Annotated in this window: 14 protein-coding genes; 1 reads left to right on the top strand and 13 read right to left on the bottom strand. The window is 72.5% G+C overall.

All coding sequences use genetic code 11. The features are described 5' to 3' along the window. Positions 1 to 144: 144 nt before the first annotated feature. The 9 genes from BDW27_RS20120 to BDW27_RS20080 all read right to left on the bottom strand — a co-directional run bounded on the left by BDW27_RS20120 (position 145) and on the right by BDW27_RS20080 (position 8,510). A complete protein-coding gene (locus tag BDW27_RS20120) occupies positions 145 to 1,041 on the bottom strand; it encodes a DMT family transporter (RefSeq protein ID WP_110051001.1) in 897 nt (298 codons plus the stop codon). 42 nt (positions 1,042 to 1,083) lie between these two features. After that, positions 1,084 to 2,190, bottom strand: a complete 1,107-nt coding sequence (locus BDW27_RS20115; RefSeq protein ID WP_233515842.1) for an ATP-binding cassette domain-containing protein — start codon at positions 2,188 to 2,190, stop codon at positions 1,084 to 1,086. 3 nt (positions 2,191 to 2,193) lie between these two features. After that, complete coding sequence (locus BDW27_RS20110) at positions 2,194 to 3,060, bottom strand: ABC transporter permease (protein WP_110050999.1); 867 nt, start codon at positions 3,058 to 3,060, stop codon at positions 2,194 to 2,196. Continuing rightward, on the bottom strand, positions 3,053 to 3,859 hold the full coding sequence (locus BDW27_RS20105) for an ABC-2 family transporter protein (RefSeq protein ID WP_110050997.1): 807 nt from the start codon (positions 3,857 to 3,859) through the stop codon (positions 3,053 to 3,055). The genes BDW27_RS20110 and BDW27_RS20105 overlap by 8 nt, the downstream gene beginning before the upstream one ends. 154 nt (positions 3,860 to 4,013) lie before the next feature. Continuing rightward, entirely contained in the window at positions 4,014 to 4,877 is an 864-nt protein-coding gene (locus BDW27_RS20100; RefSeq protein WP_110050996.1) for an ABC transporter permease, read from the bottom strand. Then, positions 4,870 to 5,670, bottom strand: coding sequence for an ABC-2 family transporter protein (locus tag BDW27_RS20095; RefSeq protein WP_110050994.1), 801 nt, complete (start codon positions 5,668 to 5,670; stop codon positions 4,870 to 4,872). The genes BDW27_RS20100 and BDW27_RS20095 overlap by 8 nt, the downstream gene beginning before the upstream one ends. Before the next feature lie 178 nt (positions 5,671 to 5,848). After that, a complete protein-coding gene (locus tag BDW27_RS20090) occupies positions 5,849 to 6,604 on the bottom strand; it encodes an SDR family oxidoreductase (RefSeq protein ID WP_110050992.1) in 756 nt (251 codons plus the stop codon). Positions 6,605 to 6,894: 290 nt separating this feature from the next. Next, positions 6,895 to 7,503 carry a DAK2 domain-containing protein gene (locus BDW27_RS20085; RefSeq protein WP_110050991.1) on the bottom strand — a complete coding sequence of 203 codons (609 nt, stop codon included), beginning with the start codon at positions 7,501 to 7,503 and terminating at the stop codon, positions 6,895 to 6,897. An 11-nt stretch (positions 7,504 to 7,514) separates the two neighbouring features. Then, a complete protein-coding gene (locus BDW27_RS20080; RefSeq protein WP_110050989.1) occupies positions 7,515 to 8,510 on the bottom strand; it encodes a dihydroxyacetone kinase subunit DhaK in 996 nt (331 codons plus the stop codon). Between the two features lie 206 nt (positions 8,511 to 8,716). Here BDW27_RS20080 and BDW27_RS20075 point away from each other — a divergent pair, with 206 nt between their 5' ends. After that, positions 8,717 to 9,928 (top strand): DUF418 domain-containing protein, encoded by a 1,212-nt coding sequence (locus BDW27_RS20075; RefSeq protein ID WP_110050987.1) that lies wholly within the window; start codon positions 8,717 to 8,719, stop codon positions 9,926 to 9,928. Positions 9,929 to 10,029: 101 nt separating this feature from the next. Here the strand turns inward: BDW27_RS20075 and BDW27_RS20070 are convergent, their stop codons facing one another. Genes BDW27_RS20070 through BDW27_RS20055 form a run of 4 tightly spaced genes read right to left on the bottom strand, consistent with a single transcriptional unit; the run spans position 10,030 to position 12,019 of the window. Continuing rightward, positions 10,030 to 10,638 carry a hypothetical protein gene (locus BDW27_RS20070; protein WP_110050985.1) on the bottom strand — a complete coding sequence of 203 codons (609 nt, stop codon included), beginning with the start codon at positions 10,636 to 10,638 and terminating at the stop codon, positions 10,030 to 10,032. Further along, positions 10,635 to 11,279, bottom strand: a complete 645-nt coding sequence (locus tag BDW27_RS20065) for a DUF6286 domain-containing protein (RefSeq protein WP_110050983.1) — start codon at positions 11,277 to 11,279, stop codon at positions 10,635 to 10,637. The genes BDW27_RS20070 and BDW27_RS20065 overlap by 4 nt, the downstream gene beginning before the upstream one ends. Next, positions 11,273 to 11,464, bottom strand: coding sequence for a hypothetical protein (locus BDW27_RS20060; RefSeq protein ID WP_049578515.1), 192 nt, complete (start codon positions 11,462 to 11,464; stop codon positions 11,273 to 11,275). Before BDW27_RS20060 ends, BDW27_RS20065 begins: the two co-directional genes overlap by 7 nt. 45 nt (positions 11,465 to 11,509) lie before the next feature. Beyond that, positions 11,510 to 12,019, bottom strand: coding sequence for an Asp23/Gls24 family envelope stress response protein (locus BDW27_RS20055; protein ID WP_017546442.1), 510 nt, complete (start codon positions 12,017 to 12,019; stop codon positions 11,510 to 11,512). Between the last annotated feature and the right edge of the window lie 16 nt (positions 12,020 to 12,035).

Genomic DNA, 12,035 nt, shown 5'->3' with positions numbered 1-12,035 from the left:
GATCTGGCACAACTGGCTGATCGGCGCCCCGGTCAAGCGGTCGCTGATCGCTTACGACCACTGACCAGGGCACACATTTCACATCAACGATCTAGGACCACACTGGCAGGCGGTGGCGGCATGAGGGCCCCAGCCCTACGCCCACTAAGCCCCCCGTATCCCCTCCGGCGTCGCTTCCTCTCCGTCGTCGGAGGGCACGGTCAGCAACCGAATCCCGTACGCCGCGACCACCGCGCACCCAGCGGCGACCACCCCACCCAACCAACCGCCCGCGTAGGTCTCCCCCATGAACGCCACACCGACAACCGCAGCAGCGACCGGGTTGGCCAGCGTGGTGATGCCCAGCGGCGCCCCCAGATCCATCCCCTGATAAGCAGCCTGCGCGAGAAGAAGCCCGAGCACGGCGATCACCGCCGTCGCCGGGCTCGACGGGTGCGTCAGCCCCGCCAGCACACCCTCGTCGAACGCCCACACGGCGGTCTTCACCGTCGCCGCCGAAACCCCGAAGGCCACCCCGGCGGCACCCGCGAGCAGGTAACTCCGCCAGGCCCTCGACGGCACCCGGCCAGCGACCCAGGCAATCACGGCGAGCAGGACCACCGTCCCAACGCCCACCAGCGCCGACGCCTCGAAGGACAGAACCCCACCATGGTCACCGGTGACCGTGACCGCGAGCAGCACCCCGAGCGCGAGCATCGTGAGGGCCGCACCCCGCCACTCCGCGCGGCTCACCCTGCGCCGGGCGATCCGCGCCGACCACGGGATGCCGAGCACCAGCACCAGCACACCGAGGGGCTGCACGACGGTCAACGGCGCGAAGCTCACCGCAGCCACCTGGAACCCGGCGCGGCCGCCGTTGAACACGAGGGAGATCCACCAGAGGGGATGCCGGAGCAGTGCTCCGATCTGGTGTCCGCCGGTCAGCGGCTCGGGTACGCGGACGGCGAGCCTGCGCTGCGCCACGGCCGCCGCCGTGTACGCGAGGCAGGACATCACTCCGAAGGCGACCCCGAGCCACAGGCCGTATGACAAAGGGGACATACAACCCATGATCCCCGATCGCGACACCTCGCGACACCGGAATCAGGCCCCACTTTCGCTGGGCACCGCCCCCCGGTAGAGAGCGGAGACCACGCCCTCGATATCGGGCTCCCGAAGGGTCAGGTCCGCCACCTCGTGCTCCGCCGTGACCCGGGAGATCACCCTCGCCGGGTTGTCCGCCAGCTCCAGCCACTGACGCGGCCCGTCCACCCGGACCGTGACGGCCCCCTCCACCTCGATCGCGGACGCCGGAGCCACCAGGTCGACCACCAGCACGCGCGGCGTGGGAACGGTGGCGCGCAACCCGGGCAGATCCCCGTCGAAGGCGAGCCGCCCCTTGTCGATCACGATCACCCTGTCGCACAGCCGCTCCACGTCCCCGAGGTCGTGCGTGGTGATGAGGATGGTGGTCCCCCGCTCCCGGTTGATCCGCAGCAGGAACTCCCGGATCGTCGACTTGCTGACCACGTCCAGGCCGATGGTCGGTTCGTCCAGCACCAGCAGACGGGGCGCATGCAGCAGGGCCGCCGTGAGGTCGCCGCGCATCCGCTGCCCCAGGCTGAGCTGGCGCACCGGGGTGTCCAGGAAGGGCTCCAGCTCCAGGAGTTCGGTGAGTTCGGCCAGGCGCTCGGCGTGGAGATCGGCAGGAACCCGGTACAGGTGCCGTGTGAGGGTCAGGCTGTCGCGCAGCGGCAGGTCCCACCACAGAGTGGTGCGCTGCCCGAACACGACCCCGATGTCCCTCGCCAGACGGGTGCGCTGACGGGACGGGTCCCGCCCGACCACCCGGACACTCCCCGCGGTGGGGGTGAGGATGCCGGTGAGCATCTTCATGGTGCTGGACTTCCCCGCACCGTTGGGCCCCAGGTAGCCGACGATCTCCCCCCTCCGCACAGAGAAGGTCACGTCCCGGACGGCGCTCACCCTGCGCCGGGTACGGCGCAGGAAGGGGCCCTCGGACACCACGAAGTCGCGGCCGAGCCCCACCGCCTCGATGATCGGTTCGGCATCGGGTGCGGACCCGGGCAGCGGGCCCGGTGCGGCGGCCTCCTCGCGGGTCTCGGTGGTCCCCGCAAACTCCCCGGGCTCAGTGGCCCCGGCGGTCCCGCTGGCCTCGGTGGTTGGTTCCTCTGTTCCTTCTGCGGTCATCGTTCAGCTCCCGGTGGATCGGTAGTGGCGCAACCCGAACCGCCACAACAGGGCGGCTCCGGCGCAGGCGAGTACGGCGACGACCGGGCCCGCGTAGCGCAGGGCCTCCGGCATGCCGAGGGGGTCGGGTCGGTCGAGCACGAGAAGGGCGGGCTGCCAGCTGACGAACGCCAGCGGCACCACGTACGTCACCGAGCGGACGACCTCCCGGCCGTAGATCGCCAGCGGGTACTCGGTGAGCGCCTGCCCGCCGTAGGTGAGCGCGTTGGCCGCCTCCCGGCCGTTCGCGACGAAGAACTGGAGACAGGCGGTGGCCACCCAGATCGCGCCGCAGATCAGCACCCCGGACAGCGTCATCCCCAGGAGCAGGAGCCCCTTGCCGGGAGTCCACTCCACGTCGGTGTTGGCCAGCGCGATCCCCAGAACCACCAGCGCGGGGACGACCTTGCCGAGGCGGCGCGGGGAGAACTCGTCCGCGGCCAGCTGGACCAGCGGCGAGACCGGTCGGACGAGCATGGCGTCGAAGGAACCGCTGCGGATGTGCAGGCCGAGCCGCTCCACGGCGCCCATGAACAGGTCCGCGATCCCGAAGGCGCTCGCCGCCAGCCCGAACACCAGCAGGCCCTCGTACACCGTGAACCCGGCCAGCGTCCCGGCGTGCCCGAACACGATCACGACCGCACCGACCTGGGCGACCACGCTCACGGCGACGGCCAGGGACATCAGAATGAGGGAGGTCGGGTACTGGGCGAAGGCGCGCACCCAGATCCACGCCAGCCTGCGGTAATCCTGGACCGGTCGGATGACGGCCCCGGCGGCGCGGACCAGCGGGCGCCCGTGCGATCGGCTCCGGATCGGTGCCTCAGCCACCCTGGATCACCACCCTGCGCGTGGCCCGGCCGGTCAGCCAGGCCGCCAGCGAGAGCAGCGCCACCGCCCACCCCGACTGCAACGCCAACCCGCCGAACGCGCTCCCGCCCGGCAGCGACTCCTTGCCGAGCAGGATCTCCGCCGGGATCTGCACCATCGACGCCCACGGCAGCCACCGCAGCACGTCGGCCAGAGCGGTCGGGAACAGGGCCAGCGGCAGCAGCATCCCCGCGGCCACCGGCGCGACCAGACCGCTCGCCATCCACAGGCCCCGGGTGTCCATCAGCCAGAACCCGCTCAGCGAGCACAGGTAGCGCAGCGCGAACCCGATCACGGCGGCCAGGACCACCGAGAGCAGGACAGCCACGGACTGGACCGCGCCGTCCGGCACGACCACGTCGAACAGGAGCAGGCCGACACAGAAGGTGGGCACGCCACGGAAGAGGAACGTGAACGTGGCCCGGCCGAGGTCCTCCGCCATCCACCAGCCCAGGAGCGGCACCGGGCGGAGCAGGTCCGTGGCCACGTCGCCGCCGCGCACGCGTTCGGCCAGGTCGAGGGAGGGGGCGGTGTTGACGATCATCGTGACGGCGATCAGCGCCTGGCCGACGAACACCTGGGTGACGGCGTCGGTGGCGTCGTAGCCGTTGATCTCCGGACGGGCGGCGAACACGGCCAGGAGCACCATGGCGTTGATCGCGCCGAAGACCGAGTTGGTGAGGGCGCCCGCGACGAGCGCGGCGCGGTAGGTCGAGTGGCGGCGCAGCCCTCGGGCGTACACCGCTGCGTGGACCCGCAAGTGGGCACACTCCTTTCGGACGGTCGGACGGTCGGGTTTGGGATCGGATCGGGGCTCGGGAGTCTGGAGTCGGGTCGGGTCGGGTCGGAGGGAGCGTCGGGCCTTCGAGCGTCCGGGACGGTGCCCGGGCCAGCCGTGCCGGTCTCGGCGGGGGTCAGCTGCCGGTGGAGCGGTAGCGGCGCAGACCGAACCGCCACACCAGGGACGCGGCCAGGGCGAGGACGACCGCCACGACGGGGCCGAGGAAGCGCAGGAACTCGGGCAGGCCGGTCGGATCGGACCGGTCCAGCAGGTGCAGCGCGGGCTGCCAGCTCACGAAGGCCAGCGGCACCACGTAGGTCACCGACCGCACCAGACCTCGGCCGTAGATCGCGATGGGGTACTCGGTGAGCGCCTGCCCCCCGTAGGTGACCGAGTTGGCGGCCTCCCGGGCGTCGGTGGCGAAGAACTGGAGGCAGCCCGCGATCAGCCACACTGAGGTGCAGATGGTCACTCCCGAGGCCAGCAGCACCGGGACCATGAGCGCCCGCCCGACGGTCCAGTCGATGTCGCACATGACCAGGGCGAACACCAGCACGACCACGGCCGGGACGATCCTGCCGAAGCGGCGGGGCGAGAACTGGTCCGCGGCCAGCTGCACCAGCGGGGACACGGGGCGGACCAGCATGGTGTCGAAGCTGCCCGTGCGGATGTGGTCGCCGAGGCGGTCCACCGAGCCCGTGAGCAGCTGCGCGGCGCCGAAGGAGAACGCGGCCAGCGCGTAGACGAGCAGGCCCTCGTACACCGTGAACCCGGCCAGCGTCCCGGCGTGGGCGAACACCACGACGACGGCGCCCATCTCGGCCAGGGAGGCGAGGGTGATCCCGAAGGTGAACAGGGACAGCGCCATCGGGTACTGGGCGACCGCGCGGGTCCAGGTCCAGGCGAGGCGGGCGTACGTGCGCAGCTCCGGGCCCAGGTCCGCGAGGGGGCTGGGGGGAGCCGGGGCACGCCGCCCCCGCGTGAGCGCGTCAGCCACCCTGGACCACCACCCTGCGCGTGGCCCGACCGGTCAGCCAGGCCGCCAACGAGAGCAGCGCCACCGCCCACCCCAACTGCAACGACAACCCGCCGAGCACGCTCCCGCCAGGCAACGACTCCTTGCCGAGGAAGACCTCCGCGGGGATCTGCACCATCGACGCCCACGGCAGCCACCGCAGCACGTCGGCGACAGCAGCGGGGAAGAGCGTGAGCGGGAGGAGCATCCCGGCCAGGACCGGCCCGGCCGGGCCCATCACGGCCCACACCCCACGGGTGTCCATGAGCCAGAACCCCACCACCGAGTACAGGTAGCGCAGCGCGAATCCCACCACGACGGCCAGCACGAACGAGACCGTCGTGGCCAGCCAGCGCAGGGGGTCCACCGGCAGGGCCAGCGTGAACAGGAGCGCGCCGACCGCGAAGGTGGGCGCGCTGCGGAAGGCGAAGTCGAAGGTGACCCGGCCCATGTCCTGGGCCAGGTTCCAGCCGAGGAGCGGGACGGGGCGGAGCAGGTCGACGCCGACCGCACCGGTCCGGATGCGTTCGCTGAGGTCGAGTGCGGGCCCCATGATGGCGAGCGGGGCCAGCAGCGCCTGCGCGACGAACACCTGGGTGACGGCGTCGGTGGCGTCGTAGCCGTTGATCTCCGGGCGGGCCTCGAAGAGCGCGAGCAGCACCATGGCGTTGATCGCGCCGAAGACCGAGTTGGTGAACACCCCGGCGATGGTGGCCGCGCGATAGGTGGAGTAGCGGCGCAGCCCACGGGCGTACACCGCGCAGTGGACACGCACGGGCGTGGCTCCCTGGCAGCTAGTGAACGTGCAGAAACGTCCGCTCTCCACCACGGGCCCTCGAAGGGCGGAGGAGACACGGGTTCGGCACGTCCCTGGGCCGGGAGGCCAGGTCCGGGTCGCCGCGAAGGAGTGACGTTAGCACGGCGCCCCGCGGGCCGCCACGGGTTCGTGGAACTCAGCCGCGCCCGGCGAAGGGCATCTCCCGGGCCATCACGGTGACGGCGGGCACGTTCACGTCGAGGGGCAGGGAGACGAGGTGCGCGATGGTGTCGGCCACGTTGGTGACGTCGATGGTGGGCTCCGGACGCACCGAACCGTCGGGCTGGCGGGCGTTGGCACCGAAGCCCGTGGTCATCGTGGTGGCGGCGTTGCCGACATCGATCTGTGTGCAGGCGATCCCGTGGCCCCGCAGGTCCAGGTTGAGCGAGGCGGTGAGGCCGCTGATCGCGTGCTTGCTGACGGTGTAGGCCACGCTCGACGGCCGCGGGACGTGCGCGGAGATCGAGCCGTTGTTGATGATCCGACCGCCGCCGGGGGTCTGGCCCTTCATCATCCGCGCTGCCTCGCGGGCGCAGTTCATCGAGCCGGTGACGTTGGTGTCCAGGACCTCGCGCCAGGCGTCGTCCTCGATCTCGTCCACCGACGCGGCCGGGCCGAACACCCCGGCGTTGTTGAAGAGCACGTCCACGCGCCCGAAGCGCTCGCGGACGGTTCCGAAGAGCGCCGCGACCGACTCCGAGGAGGTCACGTCCGCCTCGACCACCACCGCTCCGGGGTTCTCGCCCGCCGTCTCCTCCAGGGTCTCCCGGTGCCGCCCGGCCAACACCACGGAGTGGCCGTCGCCGAGCAGTCTCCGGGCCGTCTCGCGGCCGATCCCGGCGCCAGCCCCGGTGATCACGATGACCTTGTGGTCGTTGACAGCGGCTCCCATGGTGGCTCCCTCGTTGGTTCGGTCCGGCCCACTCGGGGCCGCCAGCTGGAGACTACCGACCCGACTTCGAACAGTTGTCCACAGGCTGTGGACAACCGGATGTCGGCTTCACCCTTCCCCCGGGCGTCGACAGGATCCGGGTTCCACCGTGCGGGTCGGCCACGCTCTTCGCGGCCGATTTCGCCGCCGATTTCCCCGCCGGTTCCCGGCGCGGCTCCCGGACCGGGCTCCCAAGTGCGCGCTGGAACCCGGTCCCGGAGGCCGGGCCGGAGCTCCGGGGGGAGTCCGGATCAGATCCCGTCCGCCGCCTCGAAGAACCAGGCGATGGAGACGGCCCCCGGATCGAGGACCTCCTGGGCCCGTTCCCCCAGGTAGCTGGCGCGCCCCCGGTGGGCGACCATCCCGCTGGTGGAGTCCGCCCCGGCCCGCGCGGCCTCGGCGGCCTCACCGAGGGCCTCACGCCAGGAGGTGGCCCGCGTGGCGGCGAGGGCCTCCGTGGCGGGGACCATCGCGTCGACCATGGTCTTGTGCCCCACCTCCGCCCTCCCCAGGCGCCGGACGGCTCCGGTGGCGGTCTCGAAGGCACCGGCCAGGTCCGGAACGGCCCAGGGAGCGGAGGGCCCGGAGCCCAGGCGCCCGAACCAGAGGCCGAAGAGCGGGCCGCTGGTGCCGCCGGAGGCCAGGAAGGTGTCGGAGACGGACTGGAAGACCCCGGCCGGATCGTCCCCGTGCAGGTTGGCGCGGGCCCGCTTCAGGGCGGAGCCGATGTTCCAGCCGAAGTCGCCGTCCCCGGCCTGCCTGTCGAGCTCGGTCAGTTCGTCGGAGTCGGAGTCGATCCGGTCGGCGAAGGCCAGCAGCCAGGCCCTGGCGTCCGCACCGGTGAGTTCGTTCTCGGGCATGGTCGTTCCTCTCACCAGGCCAGCGCGGGGGTCCGCACCGGTGCGTCCCAGAGCTTCGCGAGGTCGTCGGTCAGCGCGGTGAGCGTGATCGACAGCCCCTTCATGTCCAGTGATGTGACGTACGGCCCCACGAGCGACCGCGCGATGGTCACGCCCAGCCCGTCGAGCACCCTGCGGGTCTCACGGGCCGCCACCCCCAGTTCCAGGCCGTGGGTGGCGCCGAGCCCGTTGACGATCGCCAGGACCCGGTCGCCCCGCCCGATCCCCACCGACTCGATGAGGGGCCCGACCAGGCTCTCCACCAGTGCGGCGGCCTCGGGGGCGGTGCGGGTCTCGATGCCGCGTTCGCCGTGGATGCCCACGCCGAACTCCATCCGGCCGGGCTCCAGCTCGAAGGAGCGCTTCCCGGTCATCGGGTTGGTGCAGGCCTCGAAGGCCACGCTGAGCGTCGCCGAACGCGCCACCACGTCCTGGCCGAGCGCCTTCACCTCGGTGACGGGCGCCCCGGCCTCGGCCGCCGCACCGCAGATCTTCTCCACCGCCACCACGGCCGCCGTACCCCGGCGTCCGGGGCCGCCGTCGTCCTCCCTCTGGGTGGCGAGGTCGTCGTCGACCAGCACCTGCTCGACCCGGTGGGTCTCGGCCAGGAGTTCGGCGGCGATCGAGAAGTTGAGGACGTCGCCGGTGTAGTTCTTGACGACCATCACGGTGCCCTCGCCGGCGTCCACGGCCCGGATGGCGGCGCGCACCTGGAGCGCGGTGGGGCTGGCGAACACGTCGCCGGGCACGGCGGCGTCGAGCATCCCCGTCCCCACGAATCCGGTGTGCAGGGGTTCGTGCCCCGAGCCCCCTCCGGACAGCAGGGCGACCTTGCCCCTGGCGGGCGTGCGCCGGGTGACGAAGAGGGGGTCGGTGTGGACGTCGACCAGCCCGCCGTGGGCCTCGACCAGCCCCTCCAACGCCTGTTCGACCAGGGTCTCGCGTTCGTTCATGAAGAACCGGCTCATGCCGCCTCCTGGTTCTGGGATCCCTCGGCCGGGCACCGCGCACCCCGAGGCGCGCCGCGTCCCACCTCCTGCCTACCCAGTTCTGGCCGATCGGCTGGCCGGTCGGCCGATGTCCCGCACCGACCGGCTGGCGGAGACTGCCACCAGGCTCCCAGACGTGGCAGCAACAGAGTGGTCGGGACACCGAACAGAGGGGACGAATCGACATGTCGGCAACAACGGGGGGCGGGCTCCCCCCGAGGGCCTCGCGCAGGCTGGCCCCGGACCTGGCGCGCGGCGCCATGCTCCTGCTCATCGCCATGGCCTACGCGGGGGTGTACGTCGGGGCCGGGTTCGGCACGGACGTCGTGGGCTACCCGCTCCAGGACCGGGCGGCCTCGCTGCTCACCACCCTGTTCCTGGACAACCGGGCCTTCCCGATGTTCGCGATCCTCTTCGGCTACGGGATGGCCTGGATGGTCTCCCGGCAGTTGGACAGGGGCACCCCGGAGCGGGAGGTCCGGCGTCTGCTGCGGCGGCGCGGCGGATTCCTGCTGCTGTTCGGCTTCGTCCACGCGTTCCTCGTCTTCCCCGGCGAGATCCTCACCTCGTACGGGCTGGCTGCGCTGACCACCGGGTGGCTGCTGCTGCGCTCCAACCGGGCCATCGTGCGCGCCGCCGTGGTGTTCGCCGTGTTCTACGTGGTCACGGTGCCGGTCGGGATGGTCGGCATGGTCATAGCGGACGGTTCGGCCGCCGACGACTACGCGCTCGTCCCGGGCTACCTCACCGCCGGGGACTGGTTCGAGCGGCTGGTCTTCCTGCCGTTCGGGCCGGTGTTCATCGCCTTCGCCTTCCCCCTGCTGATCCTGGTGGTCCTGGGCTACCGGGCCGGTCGGGCCGGTCTGCTGGACGACCCCGAAGCGCACCGGGGCTTCCTCACCCGGGTGGCGGTCGTGTGCACCTCGGTCTCGGTGCTGGGCGCGCTGCCCGTCGCGCTGACCGTGCAGGGCGTGCTCTCCCCGGGGACGCTCACCGAGGGGTTGTCCATGGGCCTCCAGGTGCTCAGCGGGGTGCTCGGCGGCGCCGGGTACGCGGCGCTCTTCGCCCTGTGGGGCATCCGACTGGAACGCCGAAAGGGCCCGCTGGCCGGGGCGGTCGCCGCGATGGGCCAGCGCTCGCTGACCTTCTACATCCTGAACTCGGTGCTGGTCGCGGTGATGCTCCACCCGGACCTGGTCGGTCTGGGTACCCGGGCGGGTCCCTTCGGTGCGCTGCTGGTGGCGGCTCTGGCGTGGTCGGTCAGCTTGCTGCTGGCGGCCTGGCTGGAGGTCCGGAGCCGGCCGGGTCCGCTCGACCAGCTGATGCGCCGCTGCGTGTACGGCGGGCGGAGAGCCCGCGAAGCCGCCCGCGACGAGCCGGCCAGAAGAGACGGCTGAGATTCGGACGGGGGTGGGGGCCGCACCGGGTCCTCCCCAGTGACCCGGGGCCCGCACCACCCCCGTCGCTCAGCCTGATCCCGCACGTGTGCGCGGCGGGTTCAGGCGAGTTCGCGGCCGGAGGGCTGCCCGGAGACCGAGACCCGCAGCACCGTGGGCAGCCGTTCCAGGCCCAGGGAGAGCCGCAGTCTGGCGAGGGCCTCCTCGCGGCACCGTCGCCAGACGGCGACCGGGTCGGCGTCCTCGGACAGGACGAGGTCCAGGTGCAGGCAGGGTTCGTTGGGGGACTCGGTCAGCTGGGCCCGCCCCCGGCGCACCCCCGCGTAGCCGCGGATCTCCCTGGCCAGGGCGGAGCAGGCGGCGCGGGCCGCGACGTCGGTGCGTCCCCGGTCCCCCTCGTCGAGGCGGAGCGAGGACACCCGCGCGGAGCGCCCCTGAACGAGCAGCCACCGGAGGGACAACACCGTCACCGCCACGGCCAGCGCGGCGGCCGCGTACGGAACCCACGGCGCGGACAGATGGGGGGAGAGCCGTCCGACCACCGATCCGAGCGTCTCCCCGGCCGCACCCGGCGGAAGGGGGTCGAAGGGCCCGTACACGAGCAGGGGGACGGCGGCCCCCACCGCCGTCAGCACCACGCCGACCAGGGCCAGGCCCTGCCGGTTCCCCCGGGCGGTCCGGCGTGCCGAACGGTGCGGGTAACGCCTCACCGGAGGCCTCCTTCCACCCTCCGAAGCCTGGCGCGCACGCGCACCGGCCCGGTGGGGTCGAGTTCGAGCAGGCGGTCGCGGACCCGGTCCTCCACCCGTGCCCGCAGCCCGGGGTCGACCGGTGCGGGGACGCGTGCGGTGATCCGGACGGTACGGCGCCGGACCCGGGCGTGCGCGCCGGTGACCCCGGCCACCTCCCGGGCGGTGGTCTCGGCCAGGTGGCGCAGCCCCCTCCGGGACAGGCCGACGACCAGGTCCTGGTCGTCGGTGCGCAGCACCATGTGGCTGCCCCGCCCTGGAACGAGCGCGGTGATCAGCAGGAAGAGTCCGACGACGGCGGTGACCGCGGAGGCGGCGAGCATCTCCGGGCCGTCCCAGTGGACGCCGACGGCCGAATCGGCGACCCGTTCCAACGGGAGGATCCGCAGCGGACTGCCGATCAGCGTGGCGATCACCTCGGCCGCGGCCACCCCGGCGACCAGTGCCGTGACGGAACTGACCAGGACGGCGGCGGTGGACCGCCGGGGCCGGAAGGTGCGGACCGCGACACGCCGGGCGGCGCGTGCCTCGGGCCCGGTGGCGGCCGGACGGACACCCGCCGGGCCGACCGCCTCCGGGTCGCTCACCGGGGCGCTCACCATCGCGCGTCCCCGCCCGAGCGCTCACGGGAGAAGAGGGGTGACAGGTCCGTCTCCCCCGCGTAGGCGCGCCCGGCCAGGAACCCGACCGCTCCGAGGAGCAGGACGAGGAGGAAGGCTCCGAACCCGCCGAAGTAGGCCACCAGGCCGAGGAAGGACCCGTAGGCCAGTCCGACGATCGACCACATCGTTCGTGCTCCTTAGGTGCTGTGACTGCGAAGGGGGGAGCGGCGTCAGCGGACGCGCGGCTCGGACGGGGACTCCTGGGCGGTCTCGTCGTCCGGCAGGTGGATGTCGTCGACGGTCACGTTGACCTCGGTGACCTCCAGGCCGGTCATGCGCTCCACCCCGGCGGTGACGTTGCGGCGCACCACCCCGGCGAGGTCGGGGATGGAGATTCCGTACTCGACGACCAGGTTGATGTCGACGGCCGCCTGGGTCTGGCCGACCTCGACGGACACGCCGCGGGCAGCGGCGTTGGTGGAGGTGGAGCCGGGGATCCGCTCGCGGACGGCGTCGAAGGCGCGGGCCGCTCCCCCGCCCATCTGGTGGACGCCGCGCACCTCGCGGGCGGCCATCCCGGCGATCTTGGCGACGACGTGGTCGGCGATGTCGGTGCGGCCGTTGTCGCCGGAGCGCTCGGGGCTCCGGTCGGTGCGGCCGGACGACGTGGTGTCCAGTGCGGCCGGGGTGGGGGCCTCGTGGATGTCGGCGCGGGCGGTGTTGTGGTCCTTGGCTGCCATGGGGTGCTCCTGCGGT

The organism is Nocardiopsis sp. L17-MgMaSL7 (genome assembly GCF_003182025.1).
GTDB lineage: Bacteria > Actinomycetota > Actinomycetes > Streptosporangiales > Streptosporangiaceae > Nocardiopsis > Nocardiopsis prasina.
Note: the sequence above shows the minus strand (reverse complement) of the source record. Positions and strands in the feature narration are given on the sequence as shown.

Excerpts from the sequence above, each read along its gene's own strand:
- BDW27_RS20085 (WP_110050991.1), bottom strand. The coding sequence starts at position 7,503 with ATGCCCGAGAACGAACTCACCGGTGCGGACGCCAGGGCCTGGCTGCTG.
- BDW27_RS20060 (WP_049578515.1), bottom strand. The coding sequence starts at position 11,464 with ATGTGGTCGATCGTCGGACTGGCCTACGGGTCCTTCCTCGGCCTGGTG.
- BDW27_RS20090 (WP_110050992.1), bottom strand. The coding sequence starts at position 6,604 with ATGGGAGCCGCTGTCAACGACCACAAGGTCATCGTGATCACCGGGGCT.
- BDW27_RS20065 (WP_110050983.1), bottom strand. The coding sequence starts at position 11,279 with ATGGTGAGCGCCCCGGTGAGCGACCCGGAGGCGGTCGGCCCGGCGGGT.
- BDW27_RS20075 (WP_110050987.1), top strand. The coding sequence starts at position 8,717 with ATGTCGGCAACAACGGGGGGCGGGCTCCCCCCGAGGGCCTCGCGCAGG.
- BDW27_RS20115 (WP_233515842.1), bottom strand. The coding sequence starts at position 2,190 with ATGACCGCAGAAGGAACAGAGGAACCAACCACCGAGGCCAGCGGGACC.
- BDW27_RS20055 (WP_017546442.1), bottom strand. The coding sequence starts at position 12,019 with ATGGCAGCCAAGGACCACAACACCGCCCGCGCCGACATCCACGAGGCC.
- BDW27_RS20120 (WP_110051001.1), bottom strand. The coding sequence starts at position 1,041 with ATGTCCCCTTTGTCATACGGCCTGTGGCTCGGGGTCGCCTTCGGAGTG.
- BDW27_RS20080 (WP_110050989.1), bottom strand. The coding sequence starts at position 8,510 with ATGAGCCGGTTCTTCATGAACGAACGCGAGACCCTGGTCGAACAGGCG.